The 16,149-nt window shown below is 34.9% G+C and carries 15 protein-coding genes and 1 pseudogene; 1 reads left to right on the top strand and 15 read right to left on the bottom strand.

The features are described from left to right. Window positions 1–92 precede the first annotated feature (92 nt). A pseudogene (locus QOX03_RS09545) lies at window positions 93–209 on the top strand (IS982 family transposase); the annotation flags it as partial. Between the two features lie 35 nt (window positions 210–244). Here the strand turns inward: QOX03_RS09545 and QOX03_RS09515 are convergent. The 15 genes from QOX03_RS09515 to QOX03_RS08475 form a co-directional block, all read right to left on the bottom strand. Next, complete coding sequence (locus QOX03_RS09515; protein ID WP_353616917.1) at window positions 245–370, bottom strand: alpha-2,3-sialyltransferase; 126 nt, start codon at window positions 368–370, stop codon at window positions 245–247. Between the two features lie 34 nt (window positions 371–404). Then, window positions 405–1,274, bottom strand: a complete 870-nt coding sequence (gene rfbA, locus QOX03_RS08540; RefSeq protein WP_283670791.1) for a glucose-1-phosphate thymidylyltransferase RfbA — start codon at window positions 1,272–1,274, stop codon at window positions 405–407. Between the two features lie 34 nt (window positions 1,275–1,308). Next, window positions 1,309–1,857, bottom strand: coding sequence for a dTDP-4-dehydrorhamnose 3,5-epimerase (rfbC, locus tag QOX03_RS08535; RefSeq protein WP_283670790.1), 549 nt, complete (start codon window positions 1,855–1,857; stop codon window positions 1,309–1,311). 307 nt (window positions 1,858–2,164) lie between these two features. Further along, entirely contained in the window at window positions 2,165–3,256 is a 1,092-nt protein-coding gene (gene wecB, locus QOX03_RS08530) for a non-hydrolyzing UDP-N-acetylglucosamine 2-epimerase (protein WP_283670789.1), read from the bottom strand. Window positions 3,257–3,460: 204 nt separating this feature from the next. Beyond that, a complete protein-coding gene (rfbB, locus tag QOX03_RS08525; RefSeq protein ID WP_283670788.1) occupies window positions 3,461–4,510 on the bottom strand; it encodes a dTDP-glucose 4,6-dehydratase in 1,050 nt (349 codons plus the stop codon). Window position 4,511: 1 nt separating this feature from the next. Continuing rightward, complete coding sequence (locus QOX03_RS08520) at window positions 4,512–5,798, bottom strand: nucleotide sugar dehydrogenase (protein ID WP_119057434.1); 1,287 nt, start codon at window positions 5,796–5,798, stop codon at window positions 4,512–4,514. A 143-nt stretch (window positions 5,799–5,941) separates the two neighbouring features. After that, a complete protein-coding gene (locus tag QOX03_RS08515; protein WP_283670787.1) occupies window positions 5,942–6,913 on the bottom strand; it encodes an SDR family oxidoreductase in 972 nt (323 codons plus the stop codon). Next, on the bottom strand, window positions 6,910–9,321 hold the full coding sequence (locus QOX03_RS08510; RefSeq protein ID WP_283670786.1) for a GumC family protein: 2,412 nt from the start codon (window positions 9,319–9,321) through the stop codon (window positions 6,910–6,912). Before QOX03_RS08510 ends, QOX03_RS08515 begins: the two co-directional genes overlap by 4 nt. Window positions 9,322–9,325: 4 nt before the next feature. After that, complete coding sequence (locus QOX03_RS08505; protein WP_283670785.1) at window positions 9,326–10,078, bottom strand: polysaccharide biosynthesis/export family protein; 753 nt, start codon at window positions 10,076–10,078, stop codon at window positions 9,326–9,328. Window positions 10,079–10,116: 38 nt separating this feature from the next. Further along, entirely contained in the window at window positions 10,117–12,057 is a 1,941-nt protein-coding gene (locus tag QOX03_RS08500; protein ID WP_283670784.1) for a UDP-N-acetylglucosamine 4,6-dehydratase family protein, read from the bottom strand. Between the two features lie 2 nt (window positions 12,058–12,059). Further along, window positions 12,060–13,193, bottom strand: coding sequence for a DegT/DnrJ/EryC1/StrS family aminotransferase (locus QOX03_RS08495; protein WP_283670783.1), 1,134 nt, complete (start codon window positions 13,191–13,193; stop codon window positions 12,060–12,062). Beyond that, the gene (locus QOX03_RS08490; protein WP_283670782.1) at window positions 13,186–13,785 is read right to left on the bottom strand and encodes an acetyltransferase; all 600 of its coding nucleotides are present in this window, start codon (window positions 13,783–13,785) and stop codon (window positions 13,186–13,188) included. Before QOX03_RS08490 ends, QOX03_RS08495 begins: the two co-directional genes overlap by 8 nt. A 1-nt stretch (window position 13,786) precedes the next feature. Beyond that, window positions 13,787–14,395 (bottom strand): sugar transferase, encoded by a 609-nt coding sequence (locus tag QOX03_RS08485; protein WP_283671761.1) that lies wholly within the window; start codon window positions 14,393–14,395, stop codon window positions 13,787–13,789. Window positions 14,396–14,515: 120 nt separating this feature from the next. Beyond that, window positions 14,516–15,175 carry a 50S ribosomal protein L25/general stress protein Ctc gene (locus tag QOX03_RS08480; RefSeq protein ID WP_283670781.1) on the bottom strand — a complete coding sequence of 220 codons (660 nt, stop codon included), beginning with the start codon at window positions 15,173–15,175 and terminating at the stop codon, window positions 14,516–14,518. A gap of 22 nt (window positions 15,176–15,197) precedes the next feature. Next, the gene (locus QOX03_RS08475) at window positions 15,198–16,133 is read right to left on the bottom strand and encodes a ribose-phosphate pyrophosphokinase (RefSeq protein WP_119057610.1); all 936 of its coding nucleotides are present in this window, start codon (window positions 16,131–16,133) and stop codon (window positions 15,198–15,200) included. Window positions 16,134–16,149: the final 16 nt, after the last annotated feature.

The raw sequence follows: 16,149 nt of genomic DNA, 5'->3' as shown, positions 1-16,149 counted from the left end.
TGAATAATGGATAAGAAAAAAGTTGTAAAAAAGGAGTAAGATATTTATGTTGGTGATTGAATAACAGTTAATTACAACAAACACTTTCTCCTATGTGTGAAGATGAAATTACAGAAATTCATGTAACTATCGATGATTTTAACCAACTTTTTGAAAAAGAAATTAAACAACTCCGTTTAGAATCATCATCATCATCAAAGAAAAGAAACAACTACTTCTTGAGGTCGCTTAAACATTATTCACGTTATTTAATATCTTTACCTGAATAATATTTTTCTTCAAAATAGAACTGATTGCATCTAAAGACATCATAATCTTCAGACAATAAATTGTAGTTTATTTCAGTTAAACTGGGTCTATTCATAGCGATTACCGCCGCTTTTTTTCATAAATTAAATGTAGTTTTATAATATAGATAATAAATACTGTCCGTAGCTGTTTTTTTTGATGATTTCGGCGTTGTTTAATAATTGTTCTTTGCTGATGTAGCCCATTTTGTAGGCAATTTCTTCTATTGCAGCAATCTTTAGCCCCGTTCGGTTTTCTACTGCTTTTACAAATTCTGTGGCTTCTACCAAAGATTCATGCGTACCTGTGTCTAGCCAAGCATAACCACGAGACAGAATCTCTAATTTTAAATCTTTTTGCTCTAAATAAGCCGCATTTACAGAAGTGATTTCCAACTCTCCACGTGCAGAAGGTTTCACGTTTTTTGCAATTTCTACCACTGAATTAGGGTAATAATATAAGCCAACCACAGCGTAATTACTTTTTGGCTGTTGAGGTTTTTCTTCAATGCTAAGCACATTTCCTTCCGTATCTACTTCAGCAACGCCATAGCGTTCAGGGTCATGCACTTGATAGCCGAAAACGACGGCTTTATTATTTTCTTTCACCATTTTCACGGCATTTTGCAACTTTTGTGATAGCCCAGCACCATAAAAAATATTATCGCCTAATACCAAGCAAACATCATCCTTACCAATAAACTCTTCACCAATGATGAATGCCTGTGCCAATCCGTCTGGTGAAGGCTGTTCTGCATAGCTCAACTTCAATCCGATTTGTGAACCATCACCCAAGAGCTTCTTAAAATTAGGTAAATCATGTGGTGTAGAAATGATTAAAATCTCTTGAATGCCTGATAACATCAAGATAGACAGCGGATAGTAAATCATCGGCTTATCATGAATGGGCAAAAGTTGTTTAGACACCGCCAAAGTTAATGGATGCAATCTTGTTCCTGAACCGCCAGCTAAAATAATTCCTTTCATATTAATTTTTCACAGATTTAGATTAGAAATTTTTTTAAGCCTTTAAAAATTTAGACCAAGATAAGGCATTTTTATCTTTTTCAGAAATAATCGCTTCATCCCTAGCAATTTTCCAGTTTATGGCTAAACTTTCGTCAAAAGGATTTACCGAAACCTCTGATGCTTTGTCATAAAAATTATCACATTTATAAAAAAAAGTGGCTTTTTCTGATATTACGCTAAATCCGTGCAAACAGCCTCTTGGTATGAACAATTGCTTTTTATTTTCAGTACTTAACTCCACTTGCACAACATTTCCAAAAGTAGGGGAGTCTCTTCTCGCATCTACGGCAACATCCATTACATCACCCTCTAAAACTCTGACTAACTTGGCTTGTGCGTAATTGCCCAGCTGTGCATGCAAGCCTCTCACAACACCATAAGTAGATTGAGATTGATTATCTTGCACGAAATTTGTTTTCAAACCAGAAAGTTCCTCAAAGCTTTGCTGATTAAAACTTTCAAAGAAGTAACCTCTTTCATCTTCAAAAATCGTAGGCTCAATAATGTAGCAGCCTTGGATGATTGTTTTTTCTATTTTCATAAACGTTAATTGAAATAAATTCAATGATGAAGCGGTAAATGCGTAGAGATATTATTACCCTTAGTGCATTATAAAAATTATAAAAAAAGTTACTCCAAACACTGAGTTTTATTACATCAAATTGATTATCAATGTGATACAATTGCTTCAATTTTGAGTCGCAAGTTACAAAATAGATTTGAATGAACTATAAAAAAATATCAGATTCAGAAAACTTTTCATCACTAAGTATATAAAACAATTGAAATAAAACTGTTTGATTTATAGCTGATTAGTTTAATTATTTCATTAGTCTAAATTCTTGAAATCAGGGTTTAATTTCTTCCAAAATCTCTACAATCCTTTCTGCTGATTTTCCGTCCCATTTTGCTGGGATTTCACCTTTTTTCCAATCGTTTTTTATGATTTTTTGCATTAAAACTTCTATCAAGGTTAAATTTTTTCCGGCTAATTCATTCGTTCCAATGCTGATGGTTTCTGGACGTTCGGTGTTTTCTCGCAGGGTAATACACGGAATTCGCATTACGGTAGCCTCTTCGGTAATGCCTCCAGAATCCGTTAAAATGCCTAAAGCATTTTTCACCAAATAGTTAAATTCTAAATAGCCTAAAGGTTCTGTTAAGATTAAATTTTTTGGCAATTCAGCGGTGGTAAATTTTTTTTTGGTTCTTGGATGAATCGGGAAAACAACGGGAATAGATTGAGCTTTTTCGCAAATAAACCTTACCAATTCATTCAGTTGATGCTCTACATCTACATTAGACGGGCGATGCAATGTAAGGACAAAATATTTTTTAAGGCTTAAAAAATTTTCATCAAAAAATGTAGGTTTTTTAAATTCATTTTCAAAATTTTTGAGCGTATCTATCATCACATTGCCTACAAAATGGATGTTTTCTGGATTTTTCCCAATGGAAACTAAATAATTAGAAGCCTCTTGCGTGGTGGTAAAAAAATAATCAGAAATACTATCTGTTACCATGCGATTGATTTCTTCTGGCATGGTAAAATCAAATGAACGAATACCTGCTTCTACATGAGCTACAGGAATTTGCAGTTTTTTCGCCGTGATAGAACAAGCTAAAGTGGACGTAACATCGCCCACAACTAAGACCAAATCGCACGGGTTTTCGAGCAACTCACGCTCAAAAGCCATCATGATTTTGGCAGTTTGCTCGGCTTGAGAACCACTTCCGATGCCTAAATTAGCATCAGGTTTGGGAATATTCAGTTCTTCAAAAAAACTTCCACTTAGTTGATAATCATAATGCTGACCTGTATGCACAAGCCTGTAATTCAAAGCTTTTCCTTCAGATTTTTGTCTTGAAATAGCGTTAACTATCGGAGCAATTTTGATGAAATTGGGTCTTGCTCCTGCTACAATCGTGATTTTAAGCATATGTATGTATGATTGTGATTTTGAAAAGTTGGATAAAATTAATAAAAAAATTAAGGCTTAAAAAATTTAAATTTTTTAAGCCTTAATTGAATTCTTAATGCATGATTTGTTATTTTAATATTTAAACCTGCTAATCACTTACTGGTTTGAAAATCAAAGTAATCTAATTCCTTATCTACCTATTTACCAACAACGAATCGCCAATTAATTATACTGTTTCTTGTAATAATCTTGGTATTCGCCAGAGGTTACATTTTTTAGCCAATCTTGATTGTCAAAATACCAATCTATGGTTTTTTTCAAACCTTCAGGGAAGGTTACCGACGGCTTCCAACCCAATTCTTGATTGATTTTGGTGGCATCTATTGCGTAACGCAAATCATGCCCTGGACGGTCTTTCACGAAAGTGATGAGCTTTTCTGACGTGCCCTTTTCTCTGCCTAATTTTTCATCCATTTGCTGACAAAGTTCTTTCACCAAATCAATGTTTTTCCATTCGTTGAAGCCTCCAATATTGTAGGTTTCTTTGTTTTTTCCTTGATGAAAGATTAAATCAATCGCTCTGGCATGGTCAACCACAAACAACCAATCTCTGGTGTAATTTCCATCGCCATAAACGGGTAAAGGTTTTTCATTGATGATATTGTTAATGAAAAGCGGAATCAATTTCTCTGGGAAATGATTTGGGCCATAATTATTGGAGCAATTAGAAACCACGTAAGGCAAGCCATAAGTTTCGCCATAGGCTCTCACAAAATGGTCTGAAGACGCTTTAGATGCTGAATACGGAGAATTCGGGTCATAAGCGGTTTCTTCTGTAAACAAGCCAGTTTCGCCTAAAGTCCCGTAAACTTCATCGGTAGAAACATGATAGAATTTTTTGCCTTCAAAGTCGTTTTTCCAGGAATCTTTGGCAGCGTTCAACAATATCATTGTCCCTAAAATATTGGTTTTAGCAAAAGCCAATGGGTCGGTGATAGAACGGTCTACATGAGATTCTGCCGCCAAGTGAATGACTCCATCAAACGGATATTTTTGAAACAATTTTTCAATAAAATCAGCATCGGTTATATCACCTTTTTCAAATATATAATTAGGTTTTTCTTCTATGTCTTTCAGATTTTCTAAATTTCCAGCATAGGTTAATGCATCTAAATTTACGATGGTGTAGTCAGGATATTCATTCACGAACCGCCTAACTACGTGTGAGCCAATAAATCCAGCTCCTCCAGTGATTAAAATTGTTTTTTTCATTCTAGAGCTTTTTATTTACAAGAGAAGAAGAGTAAAATCCCTTCACATCATATACCACGGCGTTATCTTTCTTCAAAGATGCTAAATCAAGCTCTTTAAATTCTTTGTGAGAAACGGCTAAAACTATTGCATCGTATTTCTCGTTAGGTAAAGTTTGCGTTGTTTCAATTTGGTACTCGCGTAGCACTTCTGCGGGGTTTGCCCAAGGGTCAAAAACTATAACTTCTGTGCTGTATGATTTCAATGAATTAATCACATCAATTACTTTGGTATTTCTAACGTCCGGGCAGTTTTCTTTGAAAGTGAAACCTAAGATCAAAATTTTAGCATTTTTGATTTTAATGTCTTCTTTCAACATTAGCTTAATTACCTCAGAAGCAACGTATTCGCCCATTCCATCGTTCATTCTCCTACCAGCTAAAATGATTTCTGGATGGTAGCCATATTCTTGAGCTTTTTGGGCTAAATAGTAAGGGTCTACACCGATGCAATGCCCACCTACTAATCCTGGACGGAAGGGCAAGAAATTCCATTTAGTTCCAGCGGCTTCTAGAACGTCTAAGGTGTTGATTCCCATTAAATTAAAAATCTTTGCTAATTCATTTACAAAAGCGATATTGATATCTCTTTGAGAATTTTCAATCACTTTTGCTGCTTCAGCCACTTTGATGGTAGGGGCGAGGTGTGTTCCTGCAATAATCACAGATTTGTATAAATCATCTACCACTTTACCGATTTCTGGCGTGGAACCTGAAGTTACTTTCAAGATTTTTTCTACGGTATGCTCTTTATCACCAGGGTTAATTCGCTCAGGAGAATATCCTACAAAGAAATCTTCATTAAATTTCAAGCCTGAATGTTGCTCCAATACTGGGATACACTCTTCTTCTGTAGCTCCAGGGTAAACCGTTGATTCATAGATGACTATATCTCCTTTTTGTAAAACTTTACCTACGGTTTCGCTGGCCTTAACTAAAGGGGTTAAAACAGGGCGATTGTTTTTATCTACAGGTGTAGGGACTGTAATCACGTATATAGTAGAGTCAGCGATATCTTCTGCATTTGCTGAATTGAACAAACCAGTTTCGCCTAGAGTCGGATTTTGTTTTAACAATACAGATTGCAATAATTCGTCAGAAACTTCTAATGTATCGTCATGTCCTTGATTTAATTTTTCAACTCTTTCTTGGTTGATATCAAAACCAACCACAGGATATTTTTCTGCAAATAATCTTGCCAATGGTAAACCGACATAGCCTAATCCAATGACTGTAATTTTATGATTCATAGTTTTAATTAGTGTTGATTATCAGGTTCTTATCGTTAAGTTAAATTTAAAATGTACAAAGAGTAATGTGTGTTTAGTGTCTGAAATTTAAAAGTATAATGTCTTTTTTTCCGATCCGTTCAAAATTTAGAATTTAAAATAAATCAACGTAAATTTTCCCAATACCAAGCCACTGCTTCCTTCAGTCCTTCTTGGAAGATATGGGTAGGTTCGTAGCCTAATTTTTCTTTCGCTTTATCAATAGAAGCCAATGAATGAGGGACATCTCCTTTTCGGTTTGGGCCATATAAAATTTCTACGTTAGCAATTTCGGCATCGTATTCAGAAAGGTATGTTCTCAATAATTCAGCCATGCCTTTGATGCTTGTTCTATCACCAACGGCAGTGTTATAAACTTCATTGAAAGCTGCTTCATTTTCTGTTTCAATCGCCCTCAGATTCATTTGAATCACATTATCAATATAGGTGAAATCACGAGAAAATGTGCCATCACCATTGATGGTTGGCGATTTGTGTTGCATAAATTGTAAAACAAATTTCGGAATCACAGCTGCATAAGCTCCGTTCGGGTCTTGTCTTCGGCCAAAAACGTTGAAATATCGTAAGCCAATGGAGTTTAATCCATAAGTTTTGTAAAAAACATCGGCATAAACTTCGTTTACCAATTTAGTTACAGCATAAGGCGAAAGTGGTTTTCCGATTTTATCTTCAATTTTTGGCAAAGCGATAGAATCACCGTAAGTAGAAGAACTTGCGGCATATACAAATCTTTTTACGCCATTATCTCTTGCCGCTACTAACATGTTGAGAAATCCACCTACATTTACATCATTGCTCGTAATTGGGTCATTGATAGAGCGAGGGACAGAACCTAAAGCTGCTTGATGTAATATAAAATCAACGGTTTTACAAGCTTCTTGGCAAGTAGCTAAATCACGAATATCTCCTTCTGTGAAAGAAAAGTTTTCGTTAACTAAGAAAGCTTCAATATTTTTTCTGTGACCTGTAGCAAAGTTGTCTAATCCTGAAACTTGATAGCCTTTTGCTAAAAGCGTTTCAGCTAAGTTTGAACCGATAAAACCCGCTGCTCCAGTTACTAAAATATGTTTTTTCATTTTTTTAAATTTATACCAAAACTTGATAATAAACGTTCATGGAATGGACGTTTTCTATTTTTTAAGCCGTATCCGTATCCATAACCATAGTTATATTTGTAGCCATAAGCATAGCCAGAATGGGCTGTTGATATGTCATTCAAAACGAAAGTTAAGTGATTTAAACGATTTTTTTCTTCAGCTTCTAGAGGAACTCGTAATACGTTTTTAGGTGTATGCTCAGAACGGGTAACATAGAGAGTAACATCAGCTAAATTGCTGATATGATAAGTGTCTGATACCAATACTAATGGAGCAGAATCTATGACAATATAATCGTATTTTTCTTGCAATTCTTTAATCAAATTCTCAAAACGCAAACTCATCAGCATTTCCGTAGGATTTGGAGGTATTCTCCCTGAAAAAAGAATATCTATCTTGTTGTCTGCCTTAGAGGTGTGAATGTATTGTTCTACATCATCATTTTCGTGGTATAAATAATCGGTTAAGCCAAGAATATTTTTTTCTAAGCTCTCAAATTTATGCAATTGTGGATTTCGAATATCTGAACCAATGATGATAGTTTTTTTACCCTCTAATTGACCTAGAGTATGCGCATAATTCATGGAAATAAAAGTCTTTCCCTCTCCTTTAATGGAGGAAGTGACTAAAATGACTACAGCTTTTGAGGTGTCTCGTTGAATTTTAGAAATCACAAATTCTAGATTTGTACGCATAATTCTGAAAGCTTCAGATAAACTACTCAAATCCCCTCTTACAGCAACATATTTATCTTGCTTAGTATTTATGCGAGGGATTTCTCCAACGATTGGCTTCCCATTGATTAACTCTTCTAAATCATCGCGTGTTTCAATTTTATTTTTAAGCAACTCTTTAATATAAATACCAGCTAAGGGTAAAAGTAAACCTAGAGCGAAAGCGCCCAAATAATATCTAGACTTTATTGGAGATACAGGGCCAGTACTTGAAGGAGGGTTAATAATCTTTATTTTATCTTCAGTAATTGCTTTAGAAATTGCGGCCTCTTCTCTTTTTTCTAATAATAGAAGATATAAACTTTCTTTAATTTGTTGCTGGCGGTCAATGTCTCTTGCTATACGCTCAAATGTAGGGGCTTGTCTTTTGAAGCCAGAAGCAGAAGTTAACTGTGAAGTTAAATCTCTGCGTGTACTTCTTAAAACTTCTTGGTGTTTAGATATATTGGTTAAAATATTTTGTTTTGCTGATGAAATGCTTGTTTCTAAATTTTTAACCATTGGATGATTTGAAGTAGCCCCATTTGCGATTAAATTATTCCTTTCCATAACTAATTGATTGTAGGTAGAAACCGCAGAGTTTGTATTCCTACCTGAATTGGAGATATCGCTAGGCAAAACTTCGCTTAGCGATTGATTATTTACATAACTCTTATAAGTATTGGCTAAACTTAATTGAGTGTCTAATTCTAATAGTTGAGACTCTAGTTGATCTTTCCTTTCTATACTACCTACAATTTCAGAAGGTAAATTAGCAATATCATTCGATTGTTGGAAGGTTTCTTTTTCCCCTTCAACTCCAGAAAGTTCTCTATTGAGAATGGCAATCCTTTCCTCAATAAATTCCTCTGTTTTTTCAAATTCTAAAGATTTATCTTTTTTTGCATCTTGATTATAAACTCTCACTAATTCAGCTAAAATAGCTTCAGTTTTGTTGGTATTAGCTCCATCTAATGAAATAGTAATAACATTGGAGTAATATTCAGAATCAATGCTAATTCCGTTCTTTAAGCTTTTAGTCAAGGAATTAGAAGGGGCAGAAATAACTGTAAAGCTCCCCACCGTACTATGATTATTATGGGGATTGTTGTAAAAAGAGAAACTTTGTTTATTTATTTTAAAAGCTTGATTAAGCTCGGTATCAATCGTCACTTCACCCGATGTGATTTTTATTTTAGGCAAATTATATTCAATTTCCATGGTTGTGGTATGAATCAATGAATCGGGGGTAAAGTTTTTTAATAAAATAGGAAGTTCGTTTTTATATACCTCTACATCAATGACTTTGCCTCGTTTTATATAAGTATTAGATAAATCTAAATTGTTAATAACTTTTTGAACCAATTGATAGGATTTAATAATTTCTACCTCATCATTTAAACTATTAAACATGGCTCTTTGCGCCCCAGAATTGCTTAATAACATGTTGGCACCTAATTCTTTTGAAGAATCTTTGATTAAAACTTTTATATTAGATTCATAAACCGGAGTTAAATAACGCGTATATAGCCAAGCTACAAATAAAAAGAATAAAATACTGATTAAAAAAATAGGCCATCTTCTAATATAAGCTGCTATACTCTCTCTTAATTTTGCTGTTCTTTCAAAGGATGATTCTTCTAAAAAAGGATTTTGGATATTGTTAGTTTTCATCTATCTATTTAAATAAAGCAATAATTGCAGTTAAAAACCCAAGTACTGTTAATACAGAGGTTATAGGTTTTGTGTTAAATTCCATAGCTCTTGATTTTGTAGGCAAGGCATATAAAATGTCATTTTGTCTCAAGTAATAATAGTCGCTATTCATTAAATTAGCATCATGTAAATTAACAAAGGTATGATGTCTTTTCCCATCAATGGTTCTAATTAGCATAACTGAATCACGAATAGCATAATAAGACATTCCCTCCGCATTGGCAATAGCTTCCATGATGTTAATGCGATCAGAGGTTGAATTAACGACCCCTTGCTTGTTAAATTCACCTAGCATGGTTACTTTAAAATTCATGATTCGAATATTTACCATAGGATTCTTAATGAATTCTGAAATTTTTTGTTGAAGTTCATCTGAAAGAGCTTTTCTTGTCTTACCAGCAGCATTGATGGTCCCCAGCATTGGAAATTCAATGTTACCTTCGCCATCCACCAAATATGAATTGGGGTTAAGCTCAGCCGTCGCTTTATTTGTAGTGTTAGCGATTCCTCCTCCTAAGTTAAAAGGTTTTACTAGAGCCTCATCATAAGCACTTACAATAATGGTCATCACATCCCCTCTTTGGATGGTAGGGTTGGTGAAATTATCTAATTCAATAGGGATATTGTCAATATTTTGTAAATACAAAACATCTTTCTGTGTACGGCAAGAGGTAATCGTAAAAACAATTAGAAAGGTTAAAATTATTTTTTTCATAAATAGGAATCTTAAACAAAAGTAAAAAAATAAAATATTTAATCTAAATTTTCAAATTCTGAATTTTGGCTAATAAATTCAGGTACGATATTCTTTATCATTAGCACTAATTCAACCTTATCTCTTTTGATAGATGCTCTTGCCAATTTTTGTATCTTATCTGAAATGACTTCATAAGGAATTCTCTCATCTCTAGAACACATAATTTTATCATGATATGTGGGGAGAGTTGTCGATTTATCACTTAATAATTCTTCATATAGCTTTTCGCCAGACCTAAGTCCAGTGATATGAATGGGGATGTCTCTATATGGCTCTAGCCCACTTAGTTTTATCATTTTTTTAGCTAAATCTATTATTTTAACAGGCTCGCCCATATCAAAAACAAAGATTTCGCCACCATGCCCCATCGTTCCTGCTTGCAAGACTAGTTCACAAGCCTCTGGAATCGTCATGAAATAGCGTGTGATTTCCTCATGTGTCACCGTTACTGGTCCGCCTTTCTCTATTTGAGCTCTAAAAAGTGGAATAACAGAACCATTTGAACCCAGCACATTCCCAAAACGTGTAGTGATAAACTTTGTTGTATTCTCAGGCTTCTCTTGAAGAGATTGAACGTACAATTCAGCCACCCGTTTAGAAGCTCCCATGACATTAGTCGGGTTCACCGCTTTGTCTGTCGACACCATCACAAAGCGATTGATTTTATATTTATTAGATAAATCAGCTAAAATTTTAGAGCCAATAATATTAACATTAATCGCCTCTGTAGGGTTTTCTTCAATAATGGGAACATGCTTATAAGCAGCCGCATGGTAAACCATAGAGAAATTATATTTTTTGAAGAGTGGTTCGATGCGATATTTATTACTTACATCGGCTAGATGAAAAACAAACTTTTGATTAGGAAAAGATTCGGTTAATTCCAATTTCAAGCTATTAAGTGGAGTCTCAGCTTGGTCTACAACTACAATTATTTTGGGGCTAAATTGAGCAACCTTTCTCACAATTTCACTCCCAATAGAGCCAGCGCCACCCGTTACCAAAATATTCTTATCTATATGTCTTTTGCTTATTTCATCATTTTCTATTGTAATTTGCTCGCGGTAAAGCAAATCTTCAATTTTTAAACTTTGAATCTCATTAGCAGAAGAGTTATCATTTTTATCAAAAACTTTCAGGGGAATATGATAAATCTTGTAGTTTTTCTGAATAAGTTTGTTAGCCAAAGACTCAAATTCATCGTTTTTAAGAAATTCATCATCGAAAATCACACTTTTTATAGAGTCTATAATCTCTTGATTGTTTAAAACATCATTGATTGTATAAATTTTCTTTGATAAAATTCGGTTTTTGGAAGAGATATTTTTAGGATTTATAAAGCCTTTTAAATTAAATACTTGATTTCTGTCTTTGATGGTGTTAGCTATGGCAACAGCTCCCTCGTCTGTACCGAAAACCAAGATATTTTCATTGTTTTCAGAGTTAAACCATTTAGTGAAATTAATGAAAGCTAGCTTGACATAAAATCGAAATAGAATCAAGCCTAAAAAACTAATAATGGAGTGAAATATAATAGAAGGGTCATAGAAAAGCTTGATTTCATTTAAATAATAATACCCATAAGAGATGGCAAGTAATGTGAAAAGATTTAGCGTACAGGCCAAGCTAATTTTTATAATATCATGCAATGAAGAGTGCCGAATGACGCCTGATGAAATATTAAAAGAAAGCAAATAGATGACCGAAATGATAAAGACGATGAAAATACTGTAAATGTCATTTAACGGACTGAAGCCATCTACTACATTCCATAAATGCATAAAAGTATAAGTGATAAGTAAAGAGCAAGAAATAATAAAAACATCAATAAGCAACACAGCCCACCGGGGCAGGTGCTCCATATTGTAAATCTTACCAGCTAATGATTTGGTTTGATTATATAAATTTTTTCTTTGTTTAGCTGCTGAATTAGGCATAATTATAAAATATCTATTATAACTCTTTTTATTCTATCTTTTTCTTCTAAAGTCAAGTTAGAACCACTTGGCAAACAAATTCCTTTACTGAAGAGGTTTTCTGAAACAGAAGAGCCATAGTATGGGAAATCTTTGAAGACTGGCTGCAAATGCATGGGCTTCCATAATGGCCTAGATTCAATGTTTTTTTCTAATAATTTAAGCCTTAAATTTTCTCTCAAATCATATCCATTTTTATCGTCAAAATAAAGAGCCGTTAGCCATCTGTTTGGTGAGAATTTATCTGAAGGATTACTCTGCAAAACAATATGTTCAAAATCCTTTAGAAAGCCTTTATAAAATTCAAAAACCTGTCTTCTAGCTTCTACCCATTGGTTCAAAACCTTCATTTGCCCTCGCCCAATCCCAGCAGAGACATTGCTCAGCCTATAATTGTGCCCGATTTCGCTGTGCTGATAATGCGGAGCATCGTCACGAGCCTGAGTCGCAAGGAAAACGGCTTTATTTTTAATTTCCTCTGAATGTGCTACTAAGGCTCCACCGCCCGAAGTGGTAATAATTTTATTCCCGTTAAAGCTTAAAATGCCAATATCTCCTAAAGTTCCACAGGCCCTCCCGTCATAGAAGCTACCTAAAGCTTCTGCACTATCTTCCAAAACAGGAATTTCGTATTTTTCTGAAATCTCCCTTATTTCTTTATGTTGATAAGGCATTCCATATAGATGAACGCCAATAATGGCTTTTGGCTTCACCCCTTTTTTTATTCTATCTTTAATGGCATCTTCCAGCGCTTGCGGGCAAATGTTCCAAGTCTCTATTTCACTGTCCACAAAAATAGGTTTCGCGCCTAAATATTGTATGGGATTAGCAGAAGCGGCAAACGTCATGCTTTGGCAAATAACTTCATCGCCAGCTTGAACATCTAATAATTTTAAACCTAGATGAATAGCCGCAGTGCCCGAAGATAAGGCCGCTACAGAAACATTGTTCCCCAAATAATCTTCTAAGCTTTTCTCAAATTCATTCACATTTGGACCAAGCGGAGCAATCCAGTTTTGCTCAAAAGCTTCATGAATATACTTTAACTCTTCCCCTCCCATGTGTGGAGAAGACAACCATATTTTTTCGTCACTCATTTTTCTTTATTATTTTTCCAGGGACGCCAATTACAATTGAGTGGTCAGGAATATTATTGATAATTACACTCCCTGCACCAATCATAACATTTTTACCAATATTTATTCCTTGAATGATTGAAGCTCCAATTCCTATATGGCTTAATTCGCCCACGCTCACATTCCCAGCTAACGAAGCATTAGGTGAAACATGAACATAATCACCAATTTCACAATCGTGGTCTATACTTGCACTCGTGTTTACGATACACTGCTTCCCGATTTTGGTATCTGCATTCACTGTAGAATTCGCCATAAAACAGGTTCCCTCTCCTATTGTTACAGAATTTGATAAAATAGCTGAAGGATGTTTAATAGAAGGGAAATTAACGTTAAATTCACCATGAATTTTCTTTCTTATTCTATTATCTCCTATGGCGATGAATAAATTTTTAATTTCTTGAAAGTAGCCTTCTCTTAAATAAAGAGGAAATCCGTAAAAAGAATCTCCTTTCTCAGCATCGTCCAAAAAACAATCGACACTAAATTTATTTTCTAGCTTGATAATATCGGCAACCACTTTGCCGTGTCCGCTTGCGCCAAAAATCACCATTCTACTTTGCGTTTCCAGTAAATTTAGTTATCGTTACTTGCCCTTTGGCTGAAATCCCTTCTGATTTAAAAACCTTCAAGAAAGTTAAGTAAATAATCCTTAAATCCAAAATAAAATTTAAATTTTCAACATACCACACGTCATAATCAAATTTTTGCTCCCAAGATATGGCATTTCTTCCGTTTACTTGAGCCCAACCTGTGATGCCTGGCCTAACTTTATGTCTTTTCTTTTGATGCTCATTGTACAGCGGCAAATACTCTGGCAGTAGAGGGCGAGGGCCGACTAAGCTCATATCACCTTTGATGACATTAATTAATTGAGGAATCTCATCAAGTGAAGTTTTCCTCACGAATTGCCCAACGGAAGTTAATCTCTCTGCATCAGGTAACAAATTGCCTTGAGCATCTTTTTTATCGTTCATGGTTTTGAACTTGATGATTTTGAATAGCCTTTCGTTCTTTCCAGGTCTGATTTGGAAGAAGAAAGGTTTGCCATGATTTGCAATATACAACCTGATATAAACGATGATGAAGATGGGTAATAAGAAGATAAAACCCAATAAAGCTAAAGAGAAATCAAAGATTCGTTTGAAAAAAGATTGATACATCATTGAATCAATTTAGACTACAAATATGCTAAAAAGAAATTTTAAATCGATTGTTTGATATTATAAAAAAGTCACTCTAAAGATAATTTAGAATGACTTTTTTTAAGGCTTAAAAAATTTTTACTCCTGAGTTTCTTCAGCAGAATCATTGTTACCCTCTGCGGCTTCAGTTGCTTGGTCTTCTGCTGCTTCGCTATCTTCTTCATCTTCATCATCATCGGCAATAGCAATAGCAGTTCTAGCCGTTTTAATCATACAAACAACTTGGTTATCTGGGTGTACTAATTCAAAATCGTCTACACGCAGATCTTTGATGTATTTCTTGTGGCCAATTCGCATAGAAGAAATATTCACCACGATTTCATCTGGCAATTTAGACGGAATCGCTTTTACTTTTAAGTTTCTTTGGTTGAATCGTAATACACCACCAGCCATCACACCACGTGCTCTACCTTCTAGCCTTACAGGAACAGTCATTACAACTGGTTTATTCTCATTGATTTCATAGAAATCAATGTGTAAAATCTCATCAGTCACTGGATGAAACTGAATGTCTTGTAAAACACAATTTACAGAGTCTGCACCTTCTAGCTCAAGATTTACAATGTGTGCTTCCGGGGTGTAGACTAAGTCCTTGAACTCTCGCACGTTGGCAGAGAAATGGATGGGCTCGCTTCCACCGTAAACAACACAAGGTACTCGTTCAGCATTACGCAGGGCACGTGTACTCGTTTTTCCAACGCTTTCTCTTTTTTTCCCTTGAATCGTTAATGATTTCATTTTACTATATTTATTTTAATAATTAAATTACAAATTTATTGCTAATAGATTCTTTGTTGTGCACCAAATGCATTACTTCAGCAAATAACGGTGCGCAAGATACAACTTTAATTTTATCTACATCATTTCTTTTTAGAGGAATTGTATCTGTTACAACTAATTCTTCTAGTGCAGATTCTTGAATGCGCTCATAAGCCTGCCCAGATAAAACTGCATGAGTAGCCATAGCACGAACGCTTTTAGCTCCTTTTTCCATCATTAGATTTGCAGCTTTGGTTATGGTGCCAGCAGTATCTACCATGTCATCTACTAAAATTACATTTTTATCTTTTACGTCACCAATCAGCATCATTCGCTCAATTTTGTTTGCTTTTTTTCGTTCCTTATAGCAAATAACGATATCAGAATTTAAATGGTTGGCATACGCATTGGCACGTTTAGCTCCCCCCATATCTGGGGAAGCAATCATTAGATTATCTAAATTTAAGTTCTGAACATAATCTACCAAAATCGTAGAAGCATAAATGTGGTCTACTGGAATTTCAAAAAAACCTTGAATCTGGTCGGCATGTAAATCCATAGTCATGATGCGAGTAGCACCAGCAGCACTCAGTAGATTTGCCACCAGCTTAGCCCCGATTGGCACACGGGGTTTGTCTTTTCGGTCTTGCCTGGCATAGCCAAAATAGGGAATCACCGCCGTCACATTCTTTGCAGAAGCCCTCTTGGCAGCATCGCACATCAAGAGCATTTCCATTAAATTAATATCAGGCATAAACGTAGAGCCAATCAAGAAAACACGTGCGCCTCTGATGCTTTGCTCAAAAGAAGGTTGATATTCTCCGTCACTAAATTCTTGAAATACGATTTTCCCTAAAGATTGCCCGTAAGATATTGCAATTTCTTCTGCCAAAGCCTTACTTTGACGGGTCGAAAACAGGAGTGCTCTTTGATCCATGTGATAAAATTTTTGC

This window comes from Candidatus Ornithobacterium hominis (assembly GCF_951229915.1).
Classification (GTDB): Bacteria; Bacteroidota; Bacteroidia; order Flavobacteriales; family Weeksellaceae; genus Ornithobacterium; species Ornithobacterium hominis.
Note: the sequence above shows the minus strand (reverse complement) of the source record. Positions and strands in the feature narration are given on the sequence as shown.